This window comes from Mesorhizobium sp. M7A.F.Ca.MR.362.00.0.0 (genome assembly GCF_004023175.1).
In the GTDB taxonomy this organism is placed as follows: domain Bacteria; phylum Pseudomonadota; class Alphaproteobacteria; order Rhizobiales; family Rhizobiaceae; genus Mesorhizobium.
Genome location: NZ_RZTF01000089.1, coordinates 1 through 13,077, shown reverse-complemented (window position 1 = coordinate 13,077; position 13,077 = coordinate 1). Strand labels below are relative to the sequence as shown.

The window sequence follows — 13,077 nt, the reverse complement described above, 5'->3', positions numbered from 1 at the left end:
GCACGATCCCGGCACCGGCGCCGCCCTTGGGCGTCCACTGATGCGCTCCCGCCGGGCTCGTGGTCAGCTCCCATTCGAAGTTGAACAGATTGTCGAAGAAGTTGTTGCTCCACTTGGTCGGCGTCGTGGTCCAGGTCACCTCGAGGCCCGAGGTGATGGCGTCGCCTGCAATGCCGGAGGCGTGCTTGCTCGACCAGCCGAGGCCCTGCGCCTCGATGCCGGCGCCTTCCGGCTCCGCACCCACCAGCGAGGCATCGCCGGCGCCGTGCGTCTTGCCGAAGGTGTGACCGCCAGCGATCAGCGCCACGGTCTCCTCGTCGTTCATGGCCATGCGCGCGAAGGTCTCGCGGATGTCGCGTGCCGAGGCCAGCGGATCCGGTCTGCCGTTCGGCCCTTCCGGATTGACGTAGATCAATCCCATCTGGACGGCGCCGAGATGGCCCTGGAGTTCGCGGTCGCCGGAGTAGCGCTTGTCGTCGAGCCACTTGGTTTCCGAACCCCAATCGACGTCCTGTTCGGGTTCCCAGACGTCGGCGCGGCCGCCGGCGAAACCGAAGGTCTTGAAGCCCATCGATTCCAGCGCGACGTTGCCGGTGAGGATCAGCAGGTCGGCCCAGGAGATCTTGCGGCCATATTTCTGCTTGACCGGCCACAGCAGCCGGCGCGCCTTGTCGAGATTGGCATTGTCCGGCCAACTGTTGAGCGGAGCAAAACGCTGCTGGCCGGCCCCGGCGCCGCCACGGCCATCGCCGATGCGGTAGGTGCCGGCACTGTGCCAGGCCATGCGGATGAACAGCGGCCCGTAATGGCCGAAGTCGGCCGGCCACCACTCCTGCGAATCCGTCATCACCTGGTGCAGGTCCTTGATCACCGCATCGAGATCGAGCGACTTGAATTCCTCGGCATAGTCGAACTCTTCGCCCATCGGATCCGAAAGGTTCGATTGCTGATGGAGAACGCCGAGATCGAGTTGGTTGGGCCACCAGTCACGGTTGCTCCTGCTGGAGGATCCGTGCGCAACGGGGCATTTGCCGGCGCTGGGATCATCGGTCTGTGCGTCCATGTTCTTCTCCGATCGTGGCTGTGTTGAGCTGTTCAACTGCTGCGTGAACAGGGACGTTGGATGTCCCTCGAGGCGGTCCGTTTCATGGCTGGCGCGATGACCATATGCCCGATACGCGACCGAATATGTTGGATGTCCTATTGCTGCGGGCATGCGCCTCACCAGGCGGTCCCGGCTGCTCCTCATCTTCGTTGCGACTCCTATAGCAAAGCCGCTTCATTAATTTAAGTTGGATTTCCTGATTACAGCGATAAGATGACATTATGACAAACCTGACGCTGAAGCAGTTGCGTTATTTCGAGGCGCTGGCGCGGCACAATCATTTCGGCCGTGCCGCCGATGCCTGCGCGATCTCGCAGCCCGCGATCTCGGTGCAGATCCGGGAGTTGGAGGAAACGCTTGGCACGGAGCTTTTCCAAAGAGGGCCACGCCAGGTCCGGCTGACCAATTTCGGCGAGGAATTCGCCTTGCGCGTTCGCGACATCCTGCGCTCGGTGGATGAGCTGACAGATCTGGCCCGCGCCTCGCGCGACCGGCTGGTGGGACGGTTGCGCATCGGGGTGATCCCGACGATCGCACCCTACCTTTTGCCTGCCATCATCGGCAACCTCGCCCGCATGCATGACGGGCTCGATATCCACGTGCGCGAAACGCAGACGCAGAAGCTGATCCAGGAACTGGCCGACGGCCGGCTCGACGCGGCCATCGTCGCCTTGCCGGTATCGGAAGCGTCGCTGACGGAAATCGTGCTGTTTGCCGAGAACTTCGTGCTGGTCCGGCCCGGCGAGGATGAGGGAAAGCCGGTGCCCAACCGCGAAATGCTGCGCGAGATGCGGCTGCTCCTGCTCGAGGAAGGCCATTGTTTTCGCGACCAGGCGCTGTCGTTCTGCAACATGCATTCGGTGCGCCCAAGGGAGTTGCTGGACGGCAGCTCGCTGTCGACCCTGGTGCAGATGGTCGGCGCCGGCGTCGGCGTCACCTTGATCCCCGAAATGGCCGTGCCGGTGGAGACGCGCTCGGCGGCGGTCTCTATCGCCCATTTCGCCAACCCCCAACCGTCGCGGACGATCGGCATGATCTGGCGCAAGACAAGCCCGATCGCCAAACAGCTGCTGCTTATATCCGAAGTGGTTCGCCAGGCGGCCGAAGCATTGCGCGCGCAGCACAGTTCGACATCGGTTGCGCAGCCTCTGAAGCTGCCGGCAGCGGCCCAATGAAGGCTGGCTGACCGGATCGTCAGCCTGCCGCCTGGAACCGGATTTCGCCCTTGTTCAGGAAGCAGGTCTTGTCGAACAGCGACAGGTCCAGAGGGTTCGGTAACCGCACATCGCCGATATCGGGACATGGCTTCTTCGCCGGATCGTATGACCGATCGATCTGCGAGATGAAGACGAGGATCAATCCCCTGTCGCGAGCAAAGGCCTTCAGCGTGCGAACCTGCGCCATCAGCTCCGGGTTTTCCCGCTTCTGATCGAGCAGTTGCAGATAATCGATCACCACCAGCGTGCCGCGCGGCGCCGAACCCAATGCCTTGACGATGTAGGCGGCACTGATGGCGTCGGAATTATCGAATGTGAACTGGTCGTTGAACTGCACCGGCTCCGCCCCGATGGCGCGAAACCGGTCCAGCACATCCCTTTGCGTATACTCCAGCGTGAAGAACACACCGCGATGGCCTGATTTCATGGCTTCGACCGCGAGTTCGAGGCTCATCAGCGTCTTGCCGTGTCCGGGTCGGGCACCGACCAGAACCAGGTCGCCGGGCGCAAGTTGCGCAAACAGCATGCCGGCGGGCGCCGCCTCGGCTGCCTTGGCGGCAAGCAGGCTCCAGCTGGTGAAACCTTCCTGTGCTGCAACACGGTCGAGCGCTTCGTGCAGCGCAATCTTGCCCTCGCGAGACAAAAGCCTGGCTTGACGCTTGAGATGGTAGATGGGCGCGGACAGCTTCATCGCAAAACCTCCTGGTGCGAGCCGTTTTTGCAACCCCTCCTTATGCCAAGTGCTCGAACAGTCGGTTCGGTGATTGGATAGCGCCCCGCATGAACGATGCTTTCCCGGCGGAGGGAGGTGGCGTGGGCCGCGCCAGAATCAGATGATAGCTCAATCCCTGCGGATCGAAAATCGCGTACTGACGCTTGGTAGCCAAGCACGTAGGGCGGCTCTGGATGTATGAGGCTGTTGGCGTGACGCCCTGAGCTGGCTAGAGTGCTCTCTATACGGGGACATCCTATGGTAGGTTACTTCGGTACGGAGATGCAGCAGCACCTGCAGGCACAGGCCGAGGCAAGCGCCGACTTCATCAATGCGACGCCCGGCGCGTGCCAGAACGGACGCATGATGGGCTGCGATGACCCAGACCGGCTCGGGTGGAAGATGATCGACGCGTTTCTGAGCCGTGATCGGGCCTGCGGCTTTCGCCTCATTCCAAGCGAGAAAGTGGATGAGATCAGGTCTCGCCTGTCTGAGCGAGATTGTCGTTTCGACACATGGAATGTCTTCCTCGCTGACCGCGTGACCGCTCTTGCTGCTTCCGAAGCTATCCTTTCCCGACCGCTGCCCGATGGCCTGGCCGAACTGGAACAACCGGACGATCCAGAAGGTGAGCCTATGAAGCACCTCCAGGCGCTTATGGCGGCGGCCGGGATTGTTCCATTCTCCGGCTCGCTGCTGCTCGGAGCTTGCGGGCCGGCAACCACCGTCGCTATCGGAGACGAAAAAGGAACCGTCGTGGCCGCCGCACACGGCTATCTGCCGCACAATGTGTACAGTTGTTATCACCGCTATGCCTGGGGCGGACTTGTTGCGGTAGCAGAAGAGCAGCGAGGCAAGGGGCTTGGCAGCTACATCAACGCCCGCATCATCGTCAGCGTGTTCCGCGATCTCGGTGCGACGCACATCTACGAACTTGTTTCGGCGACGAATATTCCCTCCCGGCGAATGGTCGAGACCTGCGGACTTCGCCCCGAGCCAGCGCTCGTGTGCGGGGCGGCAACGCCGAACGGAAGCGCACGCTACACCCGGTAATCTGAATCTGGCCATACGGTGCCGATACCAAGCGTCAGCCATTCACCACCGGGGTGCCCAACTTGGTGTGGAGGCCGGTATGTATCTATTTATTTTTTCGGCCCTTGCGGGCTTTATTTTGTGCTCGGTCGGACTGGCTATGCTCATAAGAATACGAGGAGAGAAAGCAGACCACGGTATTCCACGTTCGTCGTATTGGTTTGCTGCGGCGGCGGCCGTCGTGTTCGTCGGCGCCGTTCCTTTTTTTCGATGTAAATTCACTCTCTGTTGGCACCCCGAGTTCGGCTTCGGGTCGAAAGCAGCCCCATATGTGCCGCCTTCCTTTTGGGTGCGCTAAACAAGATGTGTTTCGCCTGATAATGCGAGACCCTCTACGGTCGATTCCTGGTGGCAACATCACAAAACGCTTCGACAAGGAGAATTGATCCGGTGCGGTTGAGATCTGTTTCTCTGGGTGTCGTCGCCAGCCTTCTCGTCGTCATCGCCGTGGCGGTATCGGCCCGATCCTTTGCCGCACCATCTGCCGTTCCAGCCTGGCTGCAGGCTCATGTCGGCGACAGCGACGGCCAGATCTCGCAAATTGTCCTCGAACGAGCTCGCGCGCTTTACCGGAAGAAGGTCGCGCAAGGCGCTGTCAAGAACCCCTGCTACTTCGCCATGGATGCGACACGCCCCAGCGATCTGGGCAATGGCGTGCTCGGCCGCCGCTACTACGTCATCTGCGAAGCCAGCCAATCATTTCGCGCGATTTCGTCAGGCCACGGCAGCGGCCGGAATTTGAAAGGCGTCGTCGATTTTTCAAACGGCAAACGGTGCGCGAAGAACTTCGGCAATGCGATGGATTCATCGTTGACGGCCGGCGGCGCCTATATGACCAGCGAGGCCAAAACCTCGTTCAAGGGCTATTACCGCACCGGCGCGAAGCAGGACGCGGTTTTCCAGCGCACCTTCATCCAGTTCGACGGCGAAGGCGAAGCCGCGAACGCCAGGCAGCGGGCGATCGGCGGTCACGCCGCCCAGGTGCTGCATGGCATGTGCCTGCGCAAAAACCCGAACAGCTCGCACGCCGACCATGACGGCTTCGTGCCGTTCGGCAAGCTGGTGGACTATGCCGGCGGTCGCAGCAATGGCTGCACCAGCTGGTCGCCGGCGGATGCCAAGCGGATCATCCCGATGGTCAAGGACAATCCGACGACGCTCTACATCTACCCGGAATCGCGCGACATCACCGCGGTCGCAGCCGACCGTTCACAGCCGGGCGCCTACTGGAACGCGTCCTGCCTGAAGGAAATCGGCACACCGAAATTCTGGCCGAGAAAGACCCTTGAGCCGATCATCGCCCAATACAGGAAGGATCATCCGGCACCGCCGCCACAGCCGCTGCCGATCTGCGAAGCGTCTTGAAGTCCGCATAGCGCCGCCGCGTTGATTAAGACCGTGCTGCTTTATGTTCGTCGTGCGAACGCATTGATCGGCGGCCCTGCGACCCACCAGCAATGATTCAATCCGCTCTCCAAGGTCAGCGCGCCAGCAGCTTCGGCCCCGCCTCTCTCCTCGGCGTCGCTACTCAAAACAGCTGTGTGCATAAGGGCCGGATGGATCAGACTGGTTGAATGCTCTGGCCGAGGAGAGAATTTCCGGCACCACGTTCAGCCGATTGCGGTGGTTGGAACCAACGGCCTGCTACCCAGTTAGAAAGCCAGCAAGTCTGGTTGTAGCCTTGCCGCCATGTGAATCAAAACCCGCCGACGCTTTCTACGGCCTAGCAGGAGTGGCGACCTTGCAGCGGCGGTGGCCCGCTGGAAAACCGGTGTGCCTGCCTTCGCAACCTGGGCTGCACAGCCGCTGACGACAGCCCAGCAGACACCGTCGCCGACAGCCAAGCAACAGGAGATATGCCGACATGAAAGCAGCCCGCATCCATGCTTTTGGCGGACCTGAGGTTCTTTCGATCGATCAAGTCCCCTTGCCTCAACCGCTTGACGACGAGGTTGTGCTCAGGGTTCGCGCCGCGAGCGTCAATCCGATCGACTACAAGATCCGCGAAGGTTCGACGAGCGAAACCCTGCCGGTCACGCTCGGGCGCGACGTGTCCGGCACGGTGGAAATCTGCGGCACGCGGGCGCATACGTTGAAGAAGGGCGACCCGTTATTTGCGATGCTTGGTCATGACCGGGGCGGCAATGCCGAATTTGTCGTGGTCAAGGCGACGGAGGCGGCTGCGAAACCGGATCGTCTAAGCCATGTCGAAGCCGCGGCGGTGCCGCTTGCCGGCATCACTGCATGGCAGGGCCTGTTCGACCATGGCGGCCTCAAATCCGGGCAACGGGTTCTCATCCATGGCGGCGCCGGCGGCGTCGGTCATCTGGCGATCCAGTTCGCCAAGGCCGCGGGCGCGTTCGTCGCGACAACCGTTTCCGCCGAGGACGTGGTTTTCGTCCGTGAGCTCGGCGCCGATCAGACGGTCGACTACAAGAACCAGCGTTTCGAAGAGGTCGTCGATGCGGTCGACCTGGTGTTCGACCTTGTCGCGGGCGACACGCAGGACCGCTCCTGGGAGGTGCTCAAACCTGGCGGGACGCTCGTTTCCACTCTTTCCGAACCGTCGCAGGAAAAGGCAAATTTGCGCCGGGCGCGTGGCGTCTCCTATCTGGCCGAACCGAATGCGGCGCATCTTGCCGAGATCGGCCGCCTCATCGAGGCCGGCAAGGTCACCCCCTTCGTGCAAGCCACCTACCCTCTTGGAGAGGTCGCCAAAGCGGAAGAACGGCTGGAAAATGAGCATGTGCGTGGCAAGATCGTGCTTGAGGTTTCCGCCTAGCGAGTTGGTGCTTCTGCCGTCCCTCTGGAACGGGTTATCCGATCCGCGCGTCGCCGTCGCGACTGTCGAGCCAATGACAGTCTTGACCATCATGCCGGCAGCGCAACCAAGAGCGTTCCGTGGATTCCGGAAGCAGAGCCGGATCACGGGCCGCCAAGCCAATTTTAGCGACAGATAGCGAAACGATTGTCCCCAAGCATCGTTTCGAAACCAGACATGAATTCAATGAGGAGGCGATGATGCGTAAGCGTTGTGCCATCTCACGGTGACGGCCGTGATTGCAGTTGACAGCCTTGCCAAGCATGACTTATCCACGTCCACACGGTAATGGATTCTGCCGGGCATTACGCCGTACCGCTTCCCCGATGAAGCTGATGACTCCTACTCAACGCGAGCCACGCGAAGGAGTAGAGTCGTGCCTGGAATTCACTTTCTGTGTTCTCCCAATCAGGGTGCCGTCCTCGACGGAGCGTCGCACGCATGACGCCGGCATCGATTTTCGGCCTCCGTTTTCAGCAAATCCGCAGTCTCACAAAGTGGATCATGACCGTTGTCCCCATGGCGGTCGCGGTGGGATCGCTGATTGCACTATTTCTCTGGAGCCTCGACAGGGCGACAGAGCTTCGCTTCGCGTTTCCCTGGCTGATCTTCTGCATGCCGGTGGCGGGTGTTGCCATGGTCTGGGCCTATGGCAGCTTCGGGAAGTCCGCCGAAGGCGGCAACAATCTCATTGTCGATCAAATCCATGAACCGGGCGGCGGCGTGCCGTTCCGCATGGCTCCATTCATCCTGGTGAGCACTGTCATGACGCATCTTGTCGGCGGCTCGGCCGGACGAGAGGGTACGGCCGTCCAACTTGGTGGCAGCCTGGCAAGCGCATGTGGCAAGGTATTCAAGCTGCCTCCTGCCGACGTCCGCATCCTCCTGATGGCAGGTATTGCGGCGGGCTTCGGGGCGGTGTTCGGCACGCCGATCGCGGGAGCGGTCTTCGCCCTGGAGGTTCTCACCATCGGCCGGATGCAATATGAAGCGCTGCTGCCAGCCCTGCTCGCGGCGGTCGTTGCCGATTGGACCTGCCATGCCTGGAGCATCGGCCACGTCCACTACTCGATCACCTATCTCGGCGGTGTCGGCAAAGGGATCGGCTTCCATCTTGACGCTTTTCTGATGCTCAAGGTGGTGATCGCTGGCGTCGCCTTTGGGCTGGCCGCACACGTCTTTGCAGAACTCTCTCATCAAGCGTCTTCACTCTACAAGACAATCCTGCCCTACGCTCCGCTACGGCCCGTGCTGGCGAGTGCCATGCTGATTGGTCTCGTCTACCTCCTTGGTACACGGGAGTATCTCGGCCTGGGCGTCTGGTCCCCCAATCCTGATGACGTGACGCTCCTTGGCTTCTTCCGTCCGGATCATATCGACTACTGGAGCTGGGCCTGGAAAGGGCTTTTCACCATCGTCACCCTGAGCGCAGGCTTCAAGGGCGGTGAGGTCACGCCTCTGTTCTTCATCGGCGCGGCCCTCGGCAGTGCGGTTGCAGGCGTCCTCGGTGCACCGCCAGACCTGTTCGCAGCTCTTGGATTCGTGGCGGTTTTCGCTGGCGCAACCAATACACCGCTCGCCTGCATGATCATGGGCATCGAACTGTTCGGGGCCACACACACCGTCTATCTGGCGGTCGCCTGCTTCGTTGCCTATCTCTGTAGCGGCCATTCCAGCATCTATCTCTCCCAACGGGTCGGCGTGCCGAAGACGGTCGCCGCCAATGACATTCCGCCGGATATTTCCGTTCGCCACATGCGCGACATGAACGCCCAAGCCATGGGCGACCTCATTAGCCGTGCACGGCTGCGCTCCCTCCGGACAACCGCAAACTTTCAGGAAAGGCCTACCGTCATGACCAGCCACAAGCTCACCTCCCGCGAAGTTGGGATGGTTCGCATCTACATGAAGCCGCGCGAGAAAGCAGTCGGCAAGGCTGCTTGGTTCGGCAGTGGCAAGCCCCTCTACAGGGAGTTGGTCATGCAGGCCAAGGCCGCCGGTATCATGAATGCCGTCGCGCATAGCACTCATTTCGGATACTCGAACCATGGGAAGCTTCAGCAGGAGGGCGTGGAGATTCCCAATCCCGATCTGACCATGTGCGTCGAACTGATCGCGGACCGTGAGCAACTCGAAGATTTCTGCTGCACCCATGGGGGGCTCCTGAGGAACAAGGTGATCGTCTACAAACACATCGAGCACTGGGATGTTCTCGGCCACGAGATCGCCGCCCAAGAGGCGCTGATGAAGGCTACACTTTGAAGAGACCGGAATGATCTACTCGGTCGTCTTCGTCGGCGCTGGGATCGCGTCGTGCGCTGCCGAAGGAAATCCAGGCGCTCTGGCCCGAAAATAGCGACGGCAACGAATCCGACGGCTTTGCGAGCAACCTTGCCGAGGCTGGCGCGCCGAGGGCGTCAGTCTCGCAAACGGTTGGCGGCATGATCCTGGTGCTGCTCGGTCGCGATCTGCCTGGAGTCCAAACCGCGTTCTTTGGAATGCTGTGCCTTGTCGCGATTGGACAGCACTTTGTTTTCTTCAAGCTTGTCTTTTGGCGTTACGGTCATGGCGCCTGTGCCAGAACCCTTTCCCTGCGAACCTGCTCCGATGTGTTTCTTGCTCCCGCGTGCCATGGCTGCCTCCAATCTATGACAAATGTTCCAGGATCGGTGCTCATCTAGTCGTCAGGACGATTTTTGTGATGGACGCTTTCCTGATTTTTGCCGCGAAGGATGTTGCGGTCGTCCGGATCGACGAGGTCAGGCGTGTCGGTCCTCATGTCCGATCCCTTGCGCAGCGCTTCGCGTTCCGCCGCTGATCGTTTCAGATCCGCCTCTGAATCGAAATCCTTGCCGGCATTCTTTGTGTTTTCCCGCTCTTCAATGATGCGAATTTGTTGGTCATGGGTTTTGCGTCCAGTCATCGCTTCCTCCGGCGTGTTCGTGTTGGCGCTCGAAAGTCATCGGCCGCCTCTAAGGTCGGGTCACGGCGCTTGCCTGTCCGAGCCGGCTCTCGTGCTGATAATGGCGAGGTGACGGGATCGTTCCGAAGGCGTTGAATAAGCTTTTCGCCAGATGGCTCGGTTCACCGAGGCGCTCACGTTGACCGAGGCCGCCGCCCCGCCTTCTGAACCAGTACGTCCTTTGAACGTTTCGGCGACCGCCGGACTGGTGCCGGACGCCTTTCCGTCGCGCTCCAGCTCAGCGCAGGAAATCGACCACAGCCTGGATGAACTCTGCCGGATATTCGATGTTCGACAGATGGACCGCGGGCAGCACTACAAGCTTCGCGCCGGGCACCGCTGCGGCAATCATCTCACCGTGGCTGGCTGCTGTCACCGTGTCGTGCTGACCGGCGATCACCAGCGTCGGCCGCGGTATCAGTGCTACGGTACGGCGAAGATCGGCGTCGCGAACCGCTGCGAACAGAGCCGCCAGGCCTTGCCGGTCGATAGCCAGCAGCATGGTGCGAAACTCTTCGACCACGGGCTCGTTGGCGGCAACCATCGACGTGGGGAACCAGTTGCTCAGGAACGTCTCTGCGGTTTCCGACATGTCCGGCGCCTGCCGCACCGCGGCAATCCGCTCGTCGAAATAGCTTGCCGGCGAGAGATGGGACGAGGTGTTGCTCAGGATCAGCCGGTCGATCCGCTCGGGCGCGTGGATGCCGAGCCACTGCGCGACGAACCCGCCGAGCGACAGGCCAAGGAAATGTACGCGTTGCAGGTCGAGCGCATCGAGCAACTCGATGACGTCGCGGCCAAGCCGGTCGAGCGAGTAGGCGCCGACCGGAACGCTCGATCCGCCATGGCCGCGAAAGTCGTAGCGCAGGACACGGAAATGCTTCGACAATTCGCCGATCTGCCTGTCCCACATGTGCAGCGTGGTGCCGATGGAATTCGACAGCACCGGCTTGCTTGCCTCGCCATCGAAGCGGTAGGCGATGCGCGTGCCGTCGCCCGTCGTGGCGAAATTCAGCTCATTCATGATGAAGATTCCTTCTGGAACGTTGAACGAGACAGACCCTAGCCGTGGAGCAATTTTGTTGATATTACAAAGATAGAACAATCTCTGTAATAAAAACTGACATGGCCGAATTCACCCTGCACGACCTGCAATGCTTCGATGCAGTGGTCCGCACCGGCGGTTTTCAGCCTGCGGCGGCCATGCTGTATCGCTCGCACCCGGCGGTGTTCGCCGCCGTCGCCAAGCTGGAGCGACAACTCGACCTTTGCCTCCTGGACCGCAGCGGCTATCGCGTGCGTGCGACCGAGGCAGGGCTGTCGTTCCACCGCCGAGCGCTATCGCTGCTGCGCGAGTTGGATGGTTTGCGCGTCCATGCCGCCCAGTTGGCGATGGGTGAGGAAAGCGAGATCCACGTGGTGATAGGCGACCTGTGCCCGCGCCCGCATGTGCTGGGCATGCTCGGGCGGTTCTTCGCACAGTGCCCAGGCACGCGCCTGCATCTGCATTTCGAAGCGGTGGGCGGCCCATGGGAGCGTCTATTCGATGACGAAGCCGATCTGATCCTGCACTGGGTCGACAAGGGCGATGCGCGGGTGGAATGGGTCGATCTGTGCAAGGTGTCCTTCATTCCCGTGGTGGCGCCGGGCTTTCTGCCCGGGCGTATCGAGCAGCCGATCACTCTGGATCAGATGCAGGCACTCACCCAATGCGTCATGCGCGACAGCGCCCGCCATTCGCCACAGCAAAACTATTCGCTGATCGAAGGCGCGCCGCAATGCCTCGTCGCGGACCAGGGCATGAAGAAGGAGATCATCCTGCAGGGCCTTGGCTGGGGCCACCTGCCCCGCTTCCTGATCGAGGAAGAACTGCATGACGGGCGCCTGCAATCCATTGCCGGCCGCCATCTGCCGGGCCGCACCGACGAACTGGTGGTGGCGCGGCGCCGCGACCGACCGCATGGGCCGATCGCCAACCGGCTGTGGGATCATATCCAGCAGGAAGCGCCGGCATTGCGCCGTGCATTGGAGCCGAGCAGGCCCGCCGGACAGATACCGACCAACCTGTCGCGAAAGGCGCAAGTGGAAACCGGTCGCTGATGACCGGCCGTGCAATGCCAGGACCTCTCGGGTCCCGTCCAGCGATCACTTCTTGACATACGCTCCAGGCTGGCGGCCGCTCTTCGGAGCCTTGGCGTCCTTTGAACGCTCCGCGATAGCGGGGCCGGCGCCGGACGTCTTTTCGGTTGCGGCGCTCGGCGTGACTTGCCTTGGCGGGTTTTGTCCCTCCGATTGGCGGGTGCGGTCTTCTACTTCATCCTTCCTGCGGGTGAGCCCCATTCCGCTGGCGGGCTTCTTGTTGGCGGCCGCATCCTGGGAGAATTCATCGGAAGCGTCGGCATCGGTCTTTGCCGGATATTTCGTAGCACCGGTTTCATAGCGGGTTTCGTTCTCAGTCATGACATCTCTCCAGTTGCATGACGGATAAACATCTCGGCGATATCCGGGTTCCAATCCCTGGACCTGGATTCCGGACGGATCTGGATTCCGCCCGGTCGGCCACCCAAGCGACGAGATGAGCAGCACCCTACTGCAGCAGACCCTTGACGATGCCGCTCGCCTTGCCGAAATCCATCTGGCCGGCATATTTCTGCTTCAGTGCGGCAATCACCTTGCCCATGTCCTTCTGGCTGGCCGCACCGGTCGCGGCGATCGCCTCGCGCGCCGCAGCCGTCACCGCCGCATCGTCCAACTGCGTCGGCAGGAAGGTGCGGATGATCTCCATCTCGCCGCGCTCCTGCGCGGCGAGTTCGGGCCGCTTGCCGTCGTCGAAGGCTTTGGCCGATTCCTCGCGCTGCTTCACCATCTTGGCCAGGATCTGCAGGATCTCCTCGTCGCTGGCCGGCTCCTTGCCCGAACCGCGATTGGCGATGTCGCGGTCGTGAATAGCCGCCTGGATCAGCCGCAATGTCGGCAGCCGGTGCTTGTCCTGCGCCTTCATCGCGCTCTTCAGGGATTCGGCGATTTTGCCGCGCATGGTGCATTCTCCTTCGATCGGCGCGGACAATAGCGCCGCGGGCGGGCCAAGGCAAACCCTGATGTGCCGGAGCAAGCCACTGATTTTGCTAGGTGAAATAAAACATGGCGGCATTTCGCATGATCATTGAC

The 13,077-nt window shown here is 61.4% G+C and carries 13 protein-coding genes; 6 read left to right on the top strand and 7 right to left on the bottom strand.

Features of this window, described 5'->3' with window-relative positions; all coding sequences use genetic code 11:
• Window positions 1-1,063: peroxidase family protein (locus EOC06_RS42495; RefSeq protein ID WP_306462350.1), on the bottom strand; the 1,063-nt coding region annotated here is incomplete at its 3' end.
• 263 nt (window positions 1,064-1,326) lie between these two features.
• Between EOC06_RS42495 and EOC06_RS14040 the strand changes: the two genes are divergently transcribed.
• The gene (locus EOC06_RS14040) at window positions 1,327-2,280 is read left to right on the top strand and encodes a hydrogen peroxide-inducible genes activator (protein WP_128308048.1); all 954 of its coding nucleotides are present in this window, start codon (window positions 1,327-1,329) and stop codon (window positions 2,278-2,280) included.
• A 19-nt stretch (window positions 2,281-2,299) separates the two neighbouring features.
• Here the strand turns inward: EOC06_RS14040 and EOC06_RS14035 are convergent, their stop codons facing one another.
• Window positions 2,300-3,013: a DNA helicase gene (locus EOC06_RS14035; protein ID WP_128308047.1), complete on the bottom strand. Its 714-nt coding sequence runs from the start codon at window positions 3,011-3,013 to the stop codon at window positions 2,300-2,302.
• A gap of 279 nt (window positions 3,014-3,292) precedes the next feature.
• Here EOC06_RS14035 and EOC06_RS14030 point away from each other — a divergent pair, with 279 nt between their 5' ends.
• The 4 genes from EOC06_RS14030 to EOC06_RS14015 all read left to right on the top strand — a co-directional run bounded on the left by EOC06_RS14030 (window position 3,293) and on the right by EOC06_RS14015 (window position 9,209).
• Complete coding sequence (locus EOC06_RS14030; RefSeq protein WP_127326281.1) at window positions 3,293-4,087, top strand: GNAT family N-acetyltransferase; 795 nt, start codon at window positions 3,293-3,295, stop codon at window positions 4,085-4,087.
• 429 nt (window positions 4,088-4,516) lie between these two features.
• Window positions 4,517-5,491, top strand: coding sequence for a hypothetical protein (locus EOC06_RS14025; RefSeq protein WP_128308046.1), 975 nt, complete (start codon window positions 4,517-4,519; stop codon window positions 5,489-5,491).
• Window positions 5,492-5,990: 499 nt separating this feature from the next.
• Entirely contained in the window at window positions 5,991-6,908 is a 918-nt protein-coding gene (locus tag EOC06_RS14020; RefSeq protein ID WP_128308045.1) for an NADP-dependent oxidoreductase, read from the top strand.
• Window positions 6,909-7,388: 480 nt separating this feature from the next.
• Window positions 7,389-9,209 carry a DUF190 domain-containing protein gene (locus tag EOC06_RS14015; protein WP_128308044.1) on the top strand — a complete coding sequence of 607 codons (1,821 nt, stop codon included), beginning with the start codon at window positions 7,389-7,391 and terminating at the stop codon, window positions 9,207-9,209.
• A gap of 155 nt (window positions 9,210-9,364) precedes the next feature.
• On the opposite strand, the gene EOC06_RS14010 is transcribed toward EOC06_RS14015, so the two are convergent.
• From EOC06_RS14010 to EOC06_RS14000, 3 genes are all read right to left on the bottom strand, one after another.
• Window positions 9,365-9,580 (bottom strand): hypothetical protein, encoded by a 216-nt coding sequence (locus tag EOC06_RS14010; RefSeq protein WP_127326277.1) that lies wholly within the window; start codon window positions 9,578-9,580, stop codon window positions 9,365-9,367.
• A 44-nt stretch (window positions 9,581-9,624) separates the two neighbouring features.
• Complete coding sequence (locus EOC06_RS14005; protein ID WP_023809680.1) at window positions 9,625-9,870, bottom strand: hypothetical protein; 246 nt, start codon at window positions 9,868-9,870, stop codon at window positions 9,625-9,627.
• A 277-nt stretch (window positions 9,871-10,147) separates the two neighbouring features.
• The gene (locus EOC06_RS14000) at window positions 10,148-10,933 is read right to left on the bottom strand and encodes an alpha/beta fold hydrolase (protein WP_128308043.1); all 786 of its coding nucleotides are present in this window, start codon (window positions 10,931-10,933) and stop codon (window positions 10,148-10,150) included.
• Window positions 10,934-11,034: 101 nt separating this feature from the next.
• Between EOC06_RS14000 and EOC06_RS13995 the strand changes: the two genes are divergently transcribed.
• Window positions 11,035-12,009 carry a LysR family transcriptional regulator gene (locus EOC06_RS13995; protein ID WP_128308042.1) on the top strand — a complete coding sequence of 325 codons (975 nt, stop codon included), beginning with the start codon at window positions 11,035-11,037 and terminating at the stop codon, window positions 12,007-12,009.
• Between the two features lie 45 nt (window positions 12,010-12,054).
• On the opposite strand, the gene EOC06_RS13990 is transcribed toward EOC06_RS13995, so the two are convergent.
• Together EOC06_RS13990 and EOC06_RS13985 are read right to left on the bottom strand one after the other, a co-directional pair.
• Entirely contained in the window at window positions 12,055-12,369 is a 315-nt protein-coding gene (locus tag EOC06_RS13990) for a hypothetical protein (protein ID WP_127321387.1), read from the bottom strand.
• A gap of 127 nt (window positions 12,370-12,496) precedes the next feature.
• The gene (locus EOC06_RS13985) at window positions 12,497-12,946 is read right to left on the bottom strand and encodes a GatB/YqeY domain-containing protein (protein WP_013530126.1); all 450 of its coding nucleotides are present in this window, start codon (window positions 12,944-12,946) and stop codon (window positions 12,497-12,499) included.
• Between the last annotated feature and the right edge of the window lie 131 nt (window positions 12,947-13,077).